At 57.0% G+C, this 13,561-nt stretch carries 14 protein-coding genes; 3 read left to right on the forward strand and 11 right to left on the reverse strand.

Features of this window, described 5'->3' with window-relative positions; all coding sequences use genetic code 11:
- Nucleotides 1-27 precede the first annotated feature (27 nt).
- Nucleotides 28-927 (reverse strand): O-acetylserine/cysteine exporter, encoded by a 900-nt coding sequence (gene eamA, locus HP459_RS02080; RefSeq protein WP_171935883.1) that lies wholly within the window; start codon nucleotides 925-927, stop codon nucleotides 28-30.
- Nucleotides 928-1,120: 193 nt separating this feature from the next.
- On the opposite strand from eamA, the gene ydeE reads away from it, so the two are divergent.
- A complete protein-coding gene (ydeE, locus tag HP459_RS02085) occupies nucleotides 1,121-2,338 on the forward strand; it encodes an efflux MFS transporter YdeE (RefSeq protein ID WP_022648102.1) in 1,218 nt (405 codons plus the stop codon).
- Nucleotides 2,339-2,384: 46 nt separating this feature from the next.
- On the opposite strand, the gene zinT is transcribed toward ydeE, so the two are convergent.
- The 8 genes from zinT to HP459_RS02125 all read right to left on the reverse strand — a co-directional run bounded on the left by zinT (nucleotide 2,385) and on the right by HP459_RS02125 (nucleotide 10,392).
- Nucleotides 2,385-3,023 (reverse strand): metal-binding protein ZinT, encoded by a 639-nt coding sequence (zinT, locus tag HP459_RS02090; RefSeq protein ID WP_171935884.1) that lies wholly within the window; start codon nucleotides 3,021-3,023, stop codon nucleotides 2,385-2,387.
- A 52-nt stretch (nucleotides 3,024-3,075) separates the two neighbouring features.
- Entirely contained in the window at nucleotides 3,076-3,774 is a 699-nt protein-coding gene (gene urtE, locus HP459_RS02095; RefSeq protein WP_023300094.1) for an urea ABC transporter ATP-binding subunit UrtE, read from the reverse strand.
- A gap of 9 nt (nucleotides 3,775-3,783) precedes the next feature.
- Nucleotides 3,784-4,581 (reverse strand): urea ABC transporter ATP-binding protein UrtD, encoded by a 798-nt coding sequence (gene urtD / locus HP459_RS02100; protein ID WP_023300093.1) that lies wholly within the window; start codon nucleotides 4,579-4,581, stop codon nucleotides 3,784-3,786.
- Entirely contained in the window at nucleotides 4,581-5,654 is a 1,074-nt protein-coding gene (gene urtC, locus HP459_RS02105; protein ID WP_171935885.1) for an urea ABC transporter permease subunit UrtC, read from the reverse strand. Before urtC ends, urtD begins: the two co-directional genes overlap by 1 nt.
- The gene (gene urtB / locus HP459_RS02110) at nucleotides 5,654-7,228 is read right to left on the reverse strand and encodes an urea ABC transporter permease subunit UrtB (protein WP_171935886.1); all 1,575 of its coding nucleotides are present in this window, start codon (nucleotides 7,226-7,228) and stop codon (nucleotides 5,654-5,656) included. Before urtB ends, urtC begins: the two co-directional genes overlap by 1 nt.
- A gap of 22 nt (nucleotides 7,229-7,250) precedes the next feature.
- Nucleotides 7,251-8,522, reverse strand: coding sequence for an urea ABC transporter substrate-binding protein (gene urtA, locus HP459_RS02115; protein ID WP_023306184.1), 1,272 nt, complete (start codon nucleotides 8,520-8,522; stop codon nucleotides 7,251-7,253).
- Nucleotides 8,523-8,721: 199 nt separating this feature from the next.
- Nucleotides 8,722-9,825, reverse strand: coding sequence for a cobalamin-independent methionine synthase II family protein (locus HP459_RS02120; protein ID WP_171935887.1), 1,104 nt, complete (start codon nucleotides 9,823-9,825; stop codon nucleotides 8,722-8,724).
- A gap of 156 nt (nucleotides 9,826-9,981) precedes the next feature.
- Nucleotides 9,982-10,392 (reverse strand): rhodanese-like domain-containing protein, encoded by a 411-nt coding sequence (locus HP459_RS02125; protein WP_023306182.1) that lies wholly within the window; start codon nucleotides 10,390-10,392, stop codon nucleotides 9,982-9,984.
- A gap of 73 nt (nucleotides 10,393-10,465) precedes the next feature.
- Here HP459_RS02125 and ftrA point away from each other — a divergent pair, with 73 nt between their 5' ends.
- Nucleotides 10,466-11,458, forward strand: a complete 993-nt coding sequence (ftrA, locus tag HP459_RS02130; protein WP_126314865.1) for a transcriptional regulator FtrA — start codon at nucleotides 10,466-10,468, stop codon at nucleotides 11,456-11,458.
- 151 nt (nucleotides 11,459-11,609) lie between these two features.
- Here the strand turns inward: ftrA and HP459_RS02135 are convergent, their stop codons facing one another.
- Nucleotides 11,610-11,972, reverse strand: coding sequence for a hypothetical protein (locus tag HP459_RS02135; protein ID WP_015570547.1), 363 nt, complete (start codon nucleotides 11,970-11,972; stop codon nucleotides 11,610-11,612).
- Nucleotides 11,973-12,214: 242 nt separating this feature from the next.
- Between HP459_RS02135 and HP459_RS02140 the strand changes: the two genes are divergently transcribed.
- Nucleotides 12,215-12,448 (forward strand): DUF2554 family protein, encoded by a 234-nt coding sequence (locus HP459_RS02140; protein ID WP_022648092.1) that lies wholly within the window; start codon nucleotides 12,215-12,217, stop codon nucleotides 12,446-12,448.
- Here the strand turns inward: HP459_RS02140 and HP459_RS02145 are convergent.
- The coding region (locus HP459_RS02145; protein WP_171935888.1) for a DUF3656 domain-containing protein at nucleotides 12,445-13,561 on the reverse strand (1,117 nt) is incomplete at its 5' end. The genes HP459_RS02140 and HP459_RS02145 overlap by 4 nt on opposite strands.

A 13,561-nucleotide genomic window follows, 5' to 3' on the forward strand; every position in this document is an offset into this window, starting at 1 on the left:
CCCGCTAATGCGGGGCTTTTTTCTGCCTTAACTCCGCACCCGCGTCGCCCGACGCACCCGCAAGCCAAAGACGTTGATATACAGCCCGGCCATAATCAGCCCTGCGCCACACAGTTGCAGCGCGCTGAGCGTTTCATCCAGCAACAGTGCGGCGCTGGCAAGCCCGACCACCGGTACCAGCAGCGATAACGGCGCCACGCGCCAGGTTTCATAGCGCCCGAGCAGCGATCCCCAGATGCCGTAGCCAATGATTGAGGCGACTAATGCCAGGTACATCAGCGACAAAATGGTCGTCAGGTCGATCTCCACCAGGCTATTCAGCATCACCTGCGGTCCATCCAGAATAAACGACGCGACCATAAACGGCACAATGGGGATCAACGCGCTCCAGACCACCAGCGACATGATCCCAGGACGCGACTCATGCTGCATTATCAGCTTGTTAAAGATGTTGCCGCACGCCCAGCTCAGCCCCGCCGCCAGGGTGAGCATAAAGCCCAGCAGCGCGACATGCTGACCGTTGAGGCTGCCTTCTATCAGCACCAGCACGCCAAAGACCGCAAGGCTAATGCCCGCCAGCTGTTTGCCCTGCAAACGTTCGCCAAAGACAAACGCGCCGAGAATAATGGTAAAGAAAGCCTGCACCTGAAGCACCAGCGAAGCCAGACCCGCAGGCATACCGAATTTGATGGCGCAAAAAAGAAACGCAAACTGACCAAAGCTGATGGTGAGGCCGTAGCCCAGCAGAAGCTTCAGGGGAATCTTTGGACGGGCAACGAAAAGCAGCGCCGGGAAGGCCACCAGCAGGAAGCGCAGACCCGCCAGCATGAGTGGAGGCATGTTGTGCAACCCCATTTTGATGACCACAAAATTGAGTCCCCACACCACGACAACCAGTAACGCTAACAGCCCGTCTTTCCGCGTCATTTTCCGCCTCTGAATTATTAAATTTTTGTAAACACTTCAAGGTAACAGAAAAAATACCCCCGCGAGAAGATCATTAATTCTGGTACTGAGGAGAAGCACTTGCGGATAAATTGGGTGCTATACAAGCTGCCGATCCCATGATAATCCTGTAATAACACAACAAAAAAAGCATAAGCATTTGTCGGGCAGGAAAATGAAACCATCAATCAGGCGCTCAACCGCAGCGCTGCTGGCATCGTCATTGTTATTAACAATTGGCCGCGGGGCAACGCTGCCCTTTATGACCATATATCTCACACGCGTGTACGATATGAGCGTGGAGAATATTGGCTATGCCCTTACCGTGGCGTTGACCATTGGCGTGGTGTTTAGCCTGGGGTTTGGCATCCTGGCGGACAAGTTCGACAAAAAACGCTATATGCTGGTCGCCATCGTGGCCTTTATCGCCGGGTTTGTGGCCATTCCGCTGGTGAATAACGTGACGCTGGTGGTGTTGTTCTTTGCCCTGATTAACTGCGCCTATTCCGTCTTCTCAACGGTGCTGAAAGCGTGGTTTGCCGACGTGCTGACCTCCAGCGAAAAGGCGCGCGTTTTCTCACTCAACTACAGTTTCCTGAACATCGGCTGGACGATTGGGCCGCCGGTTGGCACTCTACTGGTGATGTACAGCCTGCAACTGCCGTTCTGGCTGGCGGCCTTCTGCGCCGCACTGCCGCTCGGGTTTATCCATTTCTTTGTGCAGAAAAGCGTAGCGTCTGACAGCGTGGAGGAAAAAGCGCCGTGGCAGCCCTCGGTGCTGCTGAAGGACCGGGCGCTGTTCTGGTACACGCTCTCCGGCCTGCTGGCGTCCTACGTGGGCGGATCGTTCGCCAGCTGCATTTCCCAGTACGTGCTCGCCGCGTATGCGGACAGCGATTTCGCAGAAAAGGTGGTGGCCGTTGTGTTGCCCGTCAACGCGGTGGTGGTGGTCACCCTGCAATACGCGCTTGGCCGCAAGATCTCCGCCAGCAACATCCGCCCGCTAATGACTGCCGCGACGCTCTTTTTCATCCTCGGGCTGGGCGGGTTTATGCTTTCCGGCGAGAACCTGCTTTACTGGGGGATTGCGGCGGCGATTTTCACCCTGGGTGAAATTATTTATGCTCCGGGTGAATACATGCTGATCGACAATATCGCCCCGCCGGGCATGAAGGCGAGCTACTTCTCCGCCCAGGCGCTGGGCTGGCTGGGCGCGGCGGCGAACCCGATGATCACCGGGCTCATCCTGACCCATCTGCCGCACTGGTCGTTATTTATTATTATGATGGCCGCCATCATTGCGGCGTGGCTGATGGTTTTGCGCGGGATGCGCGTGAAAAGTGAAGATAGCGTGTCGGGTGGCGCTGCGCTTACCCGACCTGGAAAACCCTAATCCCACGCCGGGTAAGGCTAAGCCCCCACCCGGCAAATCCAACTGCCTAGTGGTGCAACATCTCCTGCACCACCTGCTCTTTGTACATCTCGTTCGGGTAGTAGGTCGGCCAGTTATCCATCTCGTTCAGCAGCGCCTCGTGGGAGGTGTTGCCCATAAAGATATGGAAGTGTGAAGAGGCTTTCGGCCCGATGGTATGATCGCTGAACTGCACAAACTTAGGCGCCTGGCTTGCCTTATCCTTACATTCAAACAGGTAGCGCACGCCTTTTTTCCCCGACGCATAGGTCAGAATTTTATAGCCGCTGTAGTCGTAGCGGCAGCTGCTCACCGTTTTGCCTCTGTGGAATTCCATCACGTTGTTTTCAATGCCGATGGCGTCCACGTCCGTCGCGTAGCCCTTACGGTAGTAGGCTTTCACCTCGGCAGCGGATTTATCCCCCTTCTGCGCTTTCTTTTCGAAAACCGGATCCAGCGAACCATCAAGCAGGAACGGGTAAACGGACTGCCAGGTCCCGTCCCAGTCAGACAGCGTCCTGTCCCTGACGTCTTTATCCTCAAAGACGCCGTTTGCCGCCTTCTGTTCCGCCTCCGTCATCTGATGACCGTGCGAATGGGCAAAAAGCGAGCCGCTTACCAGCAGCGTTCCCAGAGTCAGCGCAATTTTTCCAAGTTGTGCAGCCACAGCAAAACCCTCATTCCGTGTTATAAGAATGAGGATGTTATAGTATAACATTTCAGATCGCAACCAGTCCGCGAACCCCCTCCTGCTCCATGTTCTCACCGCGCCCCTGCTGGACGATGCTGCCGCGCGACATCACCAGATAGCTGTCGGCCAGCTCCGCCGCAAAATCATAAAACTGCTCCACCAGCAGGATCGCCATATCCCCCCGGTTCGCCAGGCTGCGGATCACCTGCCCAATCTCTTTAATCACCGACGGCTGTATACCTTCCGTGGGTTCATCCAGGATCAGTAACCGTGGACGGCTCGCCAGCGCGCGACCAATCGCCAGCTGCTGCTGCTGACCACCGGAAAGATCGCCTCCGCGACGGTGTTTCATCTCCTTCAGCACCGGGAAAAGCTGCCAAATCTCCTCCGGCACGCTCCTTGCGTTTCCCGCGGAGAAGCGCGACAGTCCCATCAGCAGGTTTTCTTCTACGGTCAGACGCGGAAAAATCTCCCGCCCCTGCGGAACATACGCCACGCCGGACTGCACCCGCTGGTGCGGTTTACTGTGAGTGATGGTCTTTCCCTGCCAGACCACCTCCCCGGCTTTCACCGGGATCAGCCCCATCAGGCACCTCAGCAGTGTGGTTTTCCCTACCCCGTTGCGCCCCAGCAGGCAGGTAACTTCCCCGACCACCGCCTCAAAGCTCACCCCGCGCAGAATATGACTTCCGCCGTAGTACTGATTCAGCTCGTTAACCTGTAACATTACCTCTCCTTAGCGTCCCAGATAGACGTCGATCACCTGCTCATTGGCCTGTACCTCGCGAAGCGAGCCTTCTGCCAGTACGCGCCCCTGATGCAGCACCGTGACGTGGTCGGCGATGGTCTCGACGAAGCCCATATCGTGCTCAACCACCATCAGCGAATGCTTGCCTGCCAGAGTTCGGAACAGCTCGGCTGTGTATTCCGTCTCTGCGTCGGTCATACCGGCGGCGGGTTCGTCCAGCAGCAACAGATGCGGATCCTGCACCAGCAGCATGCCGATCTCCAAAAACTGCTTCTGCCCGTGGGAAAGCAGCCCGGCGCGGCGATCGCGCTCGCTGCCAAGCCGCAGCAAAACCAACATCTCGTCAATGCGGTCGCGCTGCTCGCCGCTGAGTGTTGCCCGCAGGCTCGCCCAGACGGACCTGTCGGCTTTCATGGCGATTTCGAGGTTTTCCCCTACGGTCAGCGCTTCAAACACGGTCGGCTTCTGGAACTTACGGCCAATGCCCTGACGGGCAATGGCCGCCGGTTCAAGGGCTGTCAGATCGATGGACTGATCGTAAATAGCCTTCCCGCTTTTTGGCCGGGTTTTGCCGGTGATCACGTCCATCAGCGTAGTTTTACCGGCGCCGTTAGGGCCAATGATGCAGCGCAATTCTCCAATGCCGATATTAAGTGAGAGATCGGTCAACGCCTGAAAACCATCGAAACTGACGTTAATGGCCTCAAGCTGTAACACCGGATCGGTCTGCTCACGGTAACGATCGCCCGGTAGCTGGCGGGTAAAGAGTCCTTCAGAGGGCTGCATTAATTATCTCCCTTACGAAACAGACCGAACACGTCGCGCGGTAAAAAGAGCGTCACGGCGATGAAAATCAGCCCAAGAAACAGTTGCCAGTACTCCGGCATCGCCACGGTGAAAAAGCTCTTCGCACCATTGACCAGCGCCGCACCAATCACCGGGCCTACCAGGGTGCCGCGCCCGCCCAACGCCACCCAGATGGCCGCTTCAATCGAGTTGGTCGGCGACATTTCACCCGGGTTGATAATACCCACCAGCGGAACGTACAGCGCGCCCGCCAGACCACACAGTACGGCGGAAAGCGTCCAGACCAGCAGCTTGAAGCCGCGCGGATCGTAGCCGCAGAACGTCAGACGGTTTTCCGCATCGCGCACCGCCGTTAAAATGCGGCCAAATTTACTCTTTGCCAGGGCGTAGCCTGTGCCCAGGGCCAGAAGCAGCAGCATGACCGTTGCGAGAAATAGCGCGATCCGCGTGGTGGTCGCCGTAACGGAAAACCCGAGCAGCGTGGTAAAGCCGGTAAAGCCGTTATTGCCGCCAAAACCGGTTTCGTTGCGAAAGAACAGCAGCATGCCCGCATAGGTCAGCGCCTGGGTCATGATGGAGAAATAGACCCCTTTGATCTTCGAGCGGAAAGCAAACCAGCCGAAGACCAGCGCCAGCAGGCCGGGGATCGTCACGATTAACACCAGCGCCCAGGCAAAATGCTGCGTTCCCCACCAGAACCAGGGCAGTTCGCTCCACGAGAGAAACGACATAAACGCGGGCAGCCCGTCCCCGGCCGCCTGGCGCATCAGGTACATGCCCATCGCATAGCCGCCCAGGGCGAAGAATATGCCGTGCCCCAGCGAGAGCATACCGGCATAGCCCCAGACCAGATCGAGGGCCACGGCGACAACCGCGTAGCAGAGGATCTTGCCGATAAGCGTCAACATCCACGTCGAAACGGCCAGCGGATGGGTTGCGGGTAACAGCGCGAGAAAAGGCAGCACCAGCAGCGCCGCGACCAGCAGACTGCCGAAGATTTGCGCGGTGCGCGGTGCCCTGCGCGCCAGTGTTAAGGTCAATGGCTGGCTCATCAGTCTGTCACCCTCCCTTTAAGTGCGAATAACCCCTGCGGACGTTTCTGGATAAACAGAATCATCGCCATCAGAATCAGGATCTTGCCCAGCACGGCGCCCATCTGCGGTTCAAGAATTTTATTGAAGATCCCCAGACCAAAGGCCGCCGCGACGCTACCGGCCAGCTGGCCGACGCCGCCGAGCACCACCACCAGGAACGAATCGATGATGTATCCCTGGCCCAGCTCCGGCCCCACGTTCCCCAGCTGGGACAACGCCACGCCGCCCAACCCGGCAATGCCGGACCCGAGGCCAAATGCCAGCATATCTACCCGTCCGGTGGGAACGCCGCAGCAGGCCGCCATGCTGCGGTTTTGCGTCACCGCCCGCACGTTGAGACCCAGACGCGTTTTGTTCAGAATGAGCCAGGTGAAGAACAGCACCAGCAGTACAAAGCCGAGCACCACAATACGGTTCCAGGGCAGCGTCAGGTTGGCGAAAACCTGCACCCCGCCGGACAGCCATGCCGGGTTAGCGACCTCAAGGTTCTGAGCGCCAAAGGTCATGCGGACCAGCTGGATAAGCATCAGGCTTATCCCCCAGGTGGCGAGCAGGGTTTCCAGCGGGCGGCCATAAAGATGGCGTATCACCGTGCGCTCCAGCACCATCCCGATGCCTGCGGTCAGGCAAAACGCCACCGGCAGCGCCACCACCGGATAAAGCGCCAGCCACTGAGGCATCCACTGCGCCATTACCTGCTGCACCATCCAGGTGGCATACGCCCCGAGCATCAGCATTTCACCGTGAGCCATGTTTATCACCCCCAGCAGACCATAGGTGATAGCCAGCCCGAGCGCGGCCAGCAAAAGTACCGACCCCAACGACAGGCCCATGAAGGCCTGCCCCAGCAGTTCGCCCCACATCAGCCGGTGCTGAATACGCTCCAGGCTCTCAGCGGCGGCGGCACGTACCCGTGCGTCCGGCTCGGTTTGCGTTTGGGTGAACGGCGTCAGCGTGGCCTGCACGTCCGGATCGTCAGACTGTCCCAACAGCTCAACAGCCTTGAGCCGTACTTCAGCCTGTGGGCTCGTCAGCTGGAGGTTTGCCAGCGCCAGCATCAGCGACTGTCGGGTGACGTCGTCCGTTTCGCTACTGGCCCGCTGTTGCAGAAAGCCGAGCATATCCGGCCGGGCGTCACGCTGAAGTTGCCGCGCGGCATGACGCCTTTCGGTGACACTGTCACTGACAAGCTGATGCGTCGCCAGCGCCGTGACGGTTAACACGCGCAGTCGGTTGGTCAGCCGCACGGCTTTGGTCGTGCCTTCAGCGCTTTTTGCCGCGCCCAGGGCAACCATTTCGCCGTCGATGCAGGTAAATGCCTTCTTCTGGCTGTCGGTATAAAGGTTCTCCTGTTGCAGCGCCTTAAGCAGCGGCAAACGTGCAGGTTCCGGCGTGGCTGCCCAGCGGGTCAGCATGGCGGTTTGCTGGCTGCGGCTAGCGGCAACGAAATCATCGGCATCCGATGCCTGCGCCATCCCTGGCAGCAGTCCGGTAAGCCACACAATCGCAATCATCATGCGTATGGCGTTCATGACGTCTCTCCCTGGTGGTGGCTTAGTTGCTGGCGGTTTTCATCGGCTGGTCAGGCTTTTTGTCATTCCCGGCGATAAACGGGCTCCACGGTTGAGCGCGTACCGGCTGTTCGGTTTGCCAGACGACGTTGAACTGGCCGTTGCCTTCAATTTCACCAATCATGACGGGCTTATGCAGGTGGTGGTTGGTGGCGTCCATGGTCAGCGTAAAGCCGGACGGCGCGTTGAACGACTGGCCCGCCATTGCCGCGCGCACTTTGTCCACGTCGGTTGTTCCCGCTTTTTCAACCGCCTGCGCCCACATATGCAGGCCAACGTAAGTCGCTTCCATCGGATCGTTGGTGACCACGGTATCGGCATTCGGCAGCTTATGGGCTTTCGCGTAGGCTTTGTAAGCCGCGACAAAGGTCTGGTTGGTCGGGTTGTCGACGGATTCAAAGTAATTCCACGCCGCCAGGTTACCCACCAGCGGTTTGGTATCAATGCCGCGCAGTTCTTCCTCACCCACCGAGAACGCCACCACCGGCACGTCCGTGGCTTTCAGGCCCTGGTTCGCCAGTTCTTTATAGAAAGGCACGTTGGAATCACCGTTGATGGTGGAGACCACTGCCGTTTTGCCGCCCGTGGAGAACTTTTTGATACTGGCGACGATGGTCTGGTAATCGCTATGTCCAAATGGGGTGTAGACCTCTTCAATATCTTTATCTTCAACGCCTTTCGAGTGCAGGAAGGCGCGCAGGATCTTGTTAGTAGTGCGCGGGTAAACGTAGTCCGTACCCAGCAGGAAGAATCGCTTCGCGCTGCCGCCGTCCTCGCTCATCAGGTACTCCACCGCCGGGATCGCCTGCTGGTTAGGCGCCGCGCCGGTATAGAAGACGTTAGGTGACATCTCTTCACCTTCATACTGCACCGGATAGAACAGCAAACCGTTCAGCTCCTCAAAAACCGGCAGAACCGATTTACGCGATACGGAGGTCCAGCAGCCAAACACCACGGCGACCTTATCCTGGCTCAGAAGCTGGCGGGCCTTTTCGGCAAACAGCGGCCAGTTGGATGCCGGGTCAACCACCACCGGCTCCAGCTTTTTCCCGAGCACGCCGCCTTTAGCGTTGATTTCATCGATGGTCATCAGGGCGACATCTTTCAGGGGCGTTTCTGAAATGGCCATCGTGCCGGAGAGAGAGTGCATAATCCCGACTTTAATGGTCTCTGCGGCCTGGACGCCAAAGCTCATTCCCATGGCGATGACGGAGGCGGACAAGGTGAACGCTTTAATAAAGGTACGACGGTGCATATTTTCACTCCTGAAAAGAAAGCTGTGCGAAGACGTCCGTTACCGCCGGACGCAGAAAAAAGTAACGCCAGTTTCAAGAGAGCAAAAACAGTGCCAGGTTGCAGAGACAGGATTTTAAAGGGATCGAAGAGAGGAGTGACGGGAAACGACTCAGAATGGTACAGCGCTGCACTGTAATAATGCAGCGCTGTAAACGGCGTTACCAGACGTCGCTGGCGATTTTCGTCACGAGGCGAACTTTATCCCACTGCTGGGCTTCGCTCAGGCTGTTACCCTCTTCCGTAGAAGCAAATCCGCACTGCGGGCTGAGGCAAATCTGCTCTTTCGCCACGTAGCGCGCAGCCTCTTCCAGACGCGCTTTCACCCCTTGCGGGTTCTCCAGTTCACCGTGTTTGGTGGTGATCAGCCCCAGAACCACCTGCTGTTTACCCGGGCGCACAAAACGCAGTGGCGCGAAGTCCCCGCTACGGTCGTTGTCGTACTCCAGGAAGAACGCGTCGACGTTCACCGTGCCGAATAGCACCTCCGCCACCGGCTCATAGCCGCCCTCGGAAATCCAGGTTGAGCGGAAGTTGCCGCGGCAGACGTGCAGCCCGACGGTCAGATCGTCCGGTTTGCCCTCCAGCGCCTTATTCAGCACCCGGGCATAGGTCCGGGCAAGTTCGTCTGCATCGTCACCGCGCTCGCGGATCTGGCGGCGCTGGTCCTCCGAACAAAGATAGGCCCAGACGGTGTCATCCAGCTGCAGATAGCGGCAGCCTGCATCGTAAAAGGCCCGAATGGCATCGCGCCAGGTGGTCACCAGATCGTCAAAGTAATCCTTGAGATCCGGGTAGACCGTAGCATCAATATCCTTGCGGCCACCGCGGAAGTGCAGCACGCTCGGGCTCGGAATGGTCATCTTCGGCTGTGCATTACCGCTAATGCTTTTGAGGTAGCGGAAATCTTCCAGCATAGGATGATCGCCGAAGCCCAGTTTGCCCGTTACGCGCACGCCATGGGCTTTAGTCTGCACCCCGTTGAACTGAATGCCCTGCTGGGAATCATAACGCTCCACGCCCTGTAGCCCGTCAAAGAAGTCAAAGTGCCACCAGGCGCGGCGGAATTCACCGTCCGTTACCACATGCAGACCGCAGGCGCACTGCTGCTCGACAACATGACGAATGGCCTCGTCCTCAACCGCGCGAAGCTGCCCGGCATCGATTTCACCGCTGGCAAATTGCAGACGGGCCTGTTTAATAGCATCCGGGCGTAAAAAACTGCCGACTACATCGGCGCGGTACGGGGCATGGTGTCGCTGCATGGAAATCTCCTCTGTCTGTCGGCGTTAATTGCCCACAGTGATAATTCATCTCTTGAATCTTTAGACTTCTGGATGTCTAAACGTCCTGAAAAGATGTCATACCGGCTCGCCGCCGACAAACGAGAAAATTTCATCTGTGTTGAAATAAATTCATGTTCACAGAGCGGGTGATGAAGATCCTGCAAACGCGAACCGCTCATCTTCCCAGCCGGTCATGCCTCCGAGCATAATCTTAACCGGCAGACCCAGACGCGCCAGCTTCAGCGCCGCCCTGTCCGCCCCGTTGCAGTGCGGGCCTGCACAATAGACGACAAACAGCGTGCCCTCCGGCCACGCTTTCATCCGCTCTGCGGTGATCTGGCTCCAGGGTAAATGCAGCGCGCCGGGCAGATGCCGCCGGGCAAAATGTTCAGGCTTTCCGACAACGTGCAGCAGAACAAAGTCCTGCTCACCGCCGGATACCGCATGATGGACATCGGCGCAGTCCGTCTCGACACTCAGACGACGCAGAAAATGTCCCACAGCTTCCTGCGGCTCAGCAGCCGGAAATTCAGTAACATAGCTCATGAATCTTCCTCATTTGTGGTGTTTGTGTTAACACTACTCTATCCCTTAACTCAGCCCATGAATGCGTCCGCCTATGCCAGAAAACAGCAAAAAGATGACAAACTTAAGACATCCCTCGCCGCGCGCGGTCGTGCTGGCATATGACGGTTTATGTACCTTTGAGTTTGGCGTGGCGGTAGAAATCTTTGGCTTGCCGCGCCCGGAGATGGGCGATGACTGGTATCAGTTTGCCGTGGCGAGCGTGGATGATGGCGAACTCCGGGCAACGGGCGGGATCCGTATTCTGGCCGATGGCGATCTGGGTCTGCTGGAGACGGCGGATCTGGTTGTTGTTCCCGGCTGGCGAGGGCTGGACGAACCCGTACCGGAAGCGCTCTGCCAGGCGCTCCGCGCGGCGCATGCCCGCGGCTGCCAGCTACTCTCGATCTGTTCTGGCGTTTTCGTTCTGGCAGCCTCAGGCCTGCTTGACGGGCGGAAGGCAACCACCCACTGGCGCTACACGCAAGCGCTGAAAACACGCTATCCCGCCATTACCGTGGTCGAAGATGTGCTCTACCAGGACGAAGGCGACATTCTCACTTCCGCCGGAAGCGCCGCGGGGATTGATCTGTGCCTGCACGTGGTGCGCCGGAATTATGGTATGGAAGTGGCAAACCGCGTGGCGCGTCGGCTGGTGATCCCGCCCCATCGGGACGGCTCGCAAACCCAGCAGCTTAGCCGACCGGTGGCTCAGTTGCGGGAGAGCCAGCGCCTGGGCCAGCTGTTTGATTATCTTCACCAGCATCTGGCCGTTTCCCATACCGTCGAATCGCTGGCCCTGCGGGTGGGTATGAGTCAGCGCACCTTTCTGCGCCGTTTCCAGGACGCGACCGGAACAACACCCGCGCGCTGGTTATTGACTGCGCGATTGCAGCGGGCAAAAGATTATCTCGAAAACAGTCGGCTCAGCATCGACAATATTGCGGAACAAACCGGATTTGGACAAAGCGCCACGCTGCGCCACCATTTCCGGCAGCAATTTGCGCTTTCACCCGCGCAATATCGCAAACAATTTTTACCGGTATGATAAACGGGCAAAAAAAAACCGCCATAATCTGGCGGTAAATGCTTGCATGGATAGATTTGTATTTTGGTATCTACGCTCCGGTATTCCATACCGGGATGTGGATCACCTGCAATCTACCACTGTGAGCCTCAACGAAGCATAAACGAATCGATTAACCCGCTTTGGTATTAATTTGCAGATAACGCATCAGCCCCTGCTCTGCACTCTGGCGGGCATCATCATTAATCGCTTCGAGATAAAACGCACGAGAGACCCCATACGGCGCCTGCTCGGATGGGTAAACAGCGAACTGGAAGGTTTTGCCCCTCGCCTTATTGGTACAGCCCAGCTCCCAGCGATCTTCACTTACCTGGGTGCTATTACATTCGACACGTCCGTAATCGCTGGTTAAATACGATCCGACACGGCTTTTTGCTGACTGAATATATTCTGGTTCTTCATTTGAATAGATGCTGGCCGCAGCACCCACCGCAACCACTACGCCCAGAAGTGATAGCACGATTATTTTTTTCATTTATTCGATCCAATCCTTAGCCAGAAAAATCTTATTGTAAATGATTTCCCAATAAATCTAGCTTCTCTTTGCATACCAGAAATGGGAGTTTACAACGGCGATATTGCTTTTAAGAATAGTCTTAAGTGAGTTTTATGGCGACCACAATTTTTGACAGTCTATTTTCTCAAATTTAAAGAGTCGAATAATTACTCTATGAAATTATCCCTACGATGACCGTAGCGTATTTTCGGGGGTAAAAGATGTTCAGAAAAGGCTTTTCGCTACTGCTGCTGATTAGCGCCCTGTTCTCGGGTCAGATTATGGCGGAGCACAAAGGACATGAATTTCTGTACGTGAAAAACGCCGACCATCAGCTTCGTCATGAAGCTGACAGCGACGAGTTACGCAGCGCGGCAGAGGAGTCTGCGGAGGGGTTGCGCGAGCACCATGCCTGGCAGAAATCGCGCAAACCGGATACCCACTCTGCGGGTTAGCTGCCTTTACGCTTCGGCAGGGTCTTCATCAAATCGTCAGGGCTGACGGAGGCCACAATGCTGCCCGGAGACGGCATTTTGAAGATGTGATTCTTCATCTTGCCGATAACGTGCATTTCACACGGACGGCAGTCAAACTTCAGCGTCAGTACTTCATCGCCATTCACCAGCTGCATCGGCGTCGCTTTCCAGCTTTTAATATTCCCTTTCGCCTGTTTCGGACAAAGGTTAAAGGCAAACCGCAGGCAGTGTTTGGTGATCATCACCGGCACATCGCCCTTCTCTTCATGCGCTTCATACGCGGCGTCAATCAGTTGCACGCCGTGACGATGGTAAAACGCACGCGCTTTGTGGTTGTAAACGTTCGCAAGGAAAGAGAGATGCGTGTCCGGGTAGACCGGCGCAGGCACCGCTTCGGCCTTACGACTGCCGCGCGGATAGTTTGCCAGGCGTGCTTCATCCAGCATCTCAGCCGTTTCACGGCGGAACTGGTTCAGCAGGCTGTTCGGCACGAACAGCGCATCCGGCAGATTCACCTCAATATTGCGCGCATAATAAATGGTCTGCCCGAGCTTCGCTACGCCATCCTTGAGGTTGCTAAGCGCTTTCTCCGCATTGTTCGCCACCTCGAACAGGCCGTCGAGCGTATGCGTCACGCTGATGCCGTCTTCGCAGGTCATGGTCAGGATCAGCTGCTCTTCCCAGCCACCCAGCGCGATATCCACCGCAATGCGACGCTCGCTGGAGGTCTTGAGCAAGGCCTGCTGCCAGTTGTGATCCAGGTTACGGTTCAGCGCCGCATTCGGGCGGGCTTTGTAAAGGTCGGCAGGCATTTCGTTCGGCCAGACGCGATAACGATTTTCGCCGGTTTTCTCCACCGTATTGGCGCGAAAACCAACCACTTCACGTTTGATCATCACGTTGAGGCCATCGCCGTTCGCCAGCGGCTCTGTAACCTGAACGTCAAGATGATCCTTCGCCACTTTCAGCACTTCACCCACCGGCAGACCGATAAACTTCGGTGAATCGAACGCGCCAATATCCCCTTTGCGCGCATTAACGAAATAATCCGTACTGCCGCGGTGGAACGTTTTGTCCGTCGATGGAATAAAG

The sequence above is a fragment of the Enterobacter sp. CM29 genome, from assembly GCF_013179605.1.
Lineage (GTDB): Bacteria > Pseudomonadota > Gammaproteobacteria > Enterobacterales > Enterobacteriaceae > Enterobacter > Enterobacter intestinihominis.